We start from the raw sequence: 2,645 nt of genomic DNA on the forward strand, positions 1-2,645 counted from the left end.
ATTCTTTCCCTAACCTCTGCTCTTTCTTCTTCTTTAAGAGCTTTTTGTAAGTTTTTCTTTTCTTCTAAGTCTAGGAAATCTTTGGCTGGCATAAGTAGGATTTTTCTAAAATTACTATTTCTATTTTAGGTGGTTTAAGTGCGTTTTAGCTTATCACAGTCTGGGATTTAAAGATGAAGAAAATCATTCACAGTTTCAAAAAGCCAGATATCTTTCTCCCTTTTAAATCTCCTTTAGGTAAGATACATTTTGCTCTTGACCTCAAGACCTTCGCTTTTATCTCTGGTGATGGAACAATCAAACTCTGGAGTTTAGAGACAGGGGAAAAAACTTATATAATTCCAGTAGTTAAACCCTCACAACTAACTCAGAAAGGTGTCAAGCATCCCTCAGATCCGATTTTTATGAGTTTTAGTCCTGACAACAAAATGTTAGCTTCTGTGAACGGCTATGACGGCACTATTAAACTCTGGAATATAGAAACAGGAAAAGAAATCCGTACCTTTACCGAACATGATCCTAATATCCACTATGTTAGTTTTAGTGCCGATGGTAATAAATTAGCAACTGGTAATGATTATGGAATTATCAAAATCTGGAATGTTAAAAATGGTAAACAAATTCTTGCCCTTACAGAGAATAATGAAAATGGCGATGACAATCACTTTGGTGGTTTGGTTTTCAACCCAGATGGTAAGACTCTTGCCGTTATTCGTCAGAAAAAAAAGGAAATTGAACTTTGGAGTTTAGACAAAAAAATAAAATTCCGAACTCTTGTGGATTATGAAGATAGTTTCAATAATGATAATAAGAGTACTATTTTCAATAGTATTCACTTTAGTCCCGATGGCAAAACCCTAGCTTCTGTTGATAATCTTGGAACAATAAAACTCTGGAATGGAAACAATGGCTGGGATTTAGATGCTTTGATGGGGCGTAGTTGCGATTGGGTGCGGGTTTATTTGCAGAATAATATTAATGTCAGGGAGGAGGATAGGCATTTGTGTGATGGGATTGGTACAAAATAGTCAGTATCAGGATTTTGAGGATTAGAGGATTTTCAAGATGCTCAATCTTAAAAGATTGTCAGGAGTTTCCAAGTAAATAATCCAGTTAATCCTAAAATCCCGTTAATCTTGGTTTAGACTTCTTTGTGAGGATACAGAAGGATTGTAGGGCGATGCAGAAGCATTGTAGGGCAATACAGAAAGATTGTAGGACAATGCAGGACTTAAACGCTTTAATGGGGCGTAGTTGCGATTGGGTGCGGGTTTATTTGCACAATCCTAATTCTGGTGTTAAGAAGGAAGATAAGCATTTGTGTGATGGGATTGGTACAAAGAATTAGCCCACCAATTTAATAATAAAGTTGCTCTGTTACAGCCGATTGTTAATTTAGGTTTTTTTTCAGAGATAATCGCCACAAACAGAAACATAAATCGTAGGGTGCGTTAGCCAAAGCGTAACGCACCAATTTAATAATTAAGTTGGTGCGTGGGGCGAGGATTATTAACTTGTTTTTTTGTCAGAGATTATCGCCACAAACACCCACCCTACAAGATCAGGCTTACACAAAAAAAAACAAATTTATGTTATTTTTAAAATAAATCTCAGTCAATAAAAAATATTTATTATGAATATCAAAGTGGTTGTCTGGCAAGAAGACGATGTTTGGTGTGCAAATGTACCAGCTTTGTCTGGTTGTCATACTTGGGCAGAAAATTATGATGATTTGATGGTCATGGTTAAAGAGGCAATAGAAGGCTGGTTAGAAGTTTCTCATGAAAAAAAATTACTTGATCGAAAAGAGAATCAGCAATTAGTCGAGATTTCTGTATGAAGTCAATCTCAGGTAAAAAATTATGTAAAGTCGTTGAAAGATTTGGCTAGAAATTGGCAAGAATTAAAGGAAGTCATTATATCTATACCAAAGAAAATGTTTCTGCAATTATTGTTATACCAACCCATGGAAATCGAGATTTACCGATAGGAACATTAAAAGGTATTCTCAAAGATTCAGGATTAACTGAAGATGATATTTGACAACGTAACGCACCAATTTGATGATAAATTTGGGCGTGGGGCGCGGATTATTAATTTTAGTTTTTCATCAGAATTAGTAACCGCAAACACTCACCCTACAAGCTAATTCGTAGGGTGCGAAGCGCGAAAGTGTAACGCACCAATTGAATAATTAAGTTGTTGCGTTACGGCAGATTATTAATTTGTTTTTTTGTCAGAGATTATCGCCGCAAACACGCACCCTACAAGATTGGAGATCGCACTTCCATCAATTGCCGATCTCTTTCTTCTCTCATTTGATGAATAATTTCAGTAACATCGGTTTTAAATGGTTTTCCCTGACGACGTTCATAAATGGCTTTTCGAGTTGCGTCAATTCGTTCTAATGCAATTTCCCAAGAACGTAGGTTGGGTTGAAGCATGAAACCCAACGCCCGATTATGTTACGCTACCGCTAACCCATCCTACAAATAATTGCGCCTCCCTACTTAGGGGCTGCTGAAAAAGTTTTTCGTGGGGGCAGGGTGTGGGGTGTGGGGTGTGGGGTGTGGGGTTTTACCCATTTTCAGGTGGTCAATTACCTAATTTTCAGGGAAAAAATCCCTAAATTTTCCCCCCAATCA

3 protein-coding genes and 1 pseudogene are annotated in these 2,645 nt (G+C 37.0%); 3 read left to right on the forward strand and 1 reads right to left on the reverse strand.

Going from position 1 to position 2,645, the window contains the following annotated elements; genetic code table 11:
* Positions 1-173 precede the first annotated feature (173 nt).
* The 3 genes and pseudogenes from PX482_RS12000 (at position 174) to PX482_RS12010 (ending at position 2,043) form a co-directional block, all read left to right on the forward strand.
* A complete protein-coding gene (locus PX482_RS12000; RefSeq protein WP_288025464.1) occupies positions 174-1,028 on the forward strand; it encodes a WD40 repeat domain-containing protein in 855 nt (284 codons plus the stop codon).
* 605 nt (positions 1,029-1,633) lie between these two features.
* A complete protein-coding gene (locus PX482_RS12005; protein ID WP_002758550.1) occupies positions 1,634-1,840 on the forward strand; it encodes a type II toxin-antitoxin system HicB family antitoxin in 207 nt (68 codons plus the stop codon).
* Positions 1,837-2,043 (forward strand): annotated as a pseudogene (locus PX482_RS12010) (type II toxin-antitoxin system HicA family toxin). Before PX482_RS12005 ends, PX482_RS12010 begins: the two are co-directional and overlap by 4 nt.
* A 221-nt stretch (positions 2,044-2,264) precedes the next feature.
* On the opposite strand, the gene PX482_RS12015 reads toward PX482_RS12010, so the two are convergent.
* Positions 2,265-2,444 carry a hypothetical protein gene (locus tag PX482_RS12015; RefSeq protein ID WP_002758553.1) on the reverse strand — a complete coding sequence of 60 codons (180 nt, stop codon included), beginning with the start codon at positions 2,442-2,444 and terminating at the stop codon, positions 2,265-2,267.
* Between the last annotated feature and the right edge of the window lie 201 nt (positions 2,445-2,645).

The sequence above is a fragment of the Microcystis sp. M53602_WE12 genome (genome assembly GCF_030065455.1).
GTDB classification, from domain to species: domain Bacteria; phylum Cyanobacteriota; class Cyanobacteriia; order Cyanobacteriales; family Microcystaceae; genus Microcystis; species Microcystis aeruginosa.

Bases quoted from the DNA above. Each gene is read 5' to 3' on its own strand.
- PX482_RS12000 (WP_288025464.1), top strand. From the start codon at position 174: ATGAAGAAAATCATTCACAGTTTCAAAAAGCCAGATATCTTTCTCCCT.
- PX482_RS12005 (WP_002758550.1), top strand. From the start codon at position 1,634: ATGAATATCAAAGTGGTTGTCTGGCAAGAAGACGATGTTTGGTGTGCA.
- PX482_RS12015 (WP_002758553.1), bottom strand. From the start codon at position 2,444: ATGCTTCAACCCAACCTACGTTCTTGGGAAATTGCATTAGAACGAATT.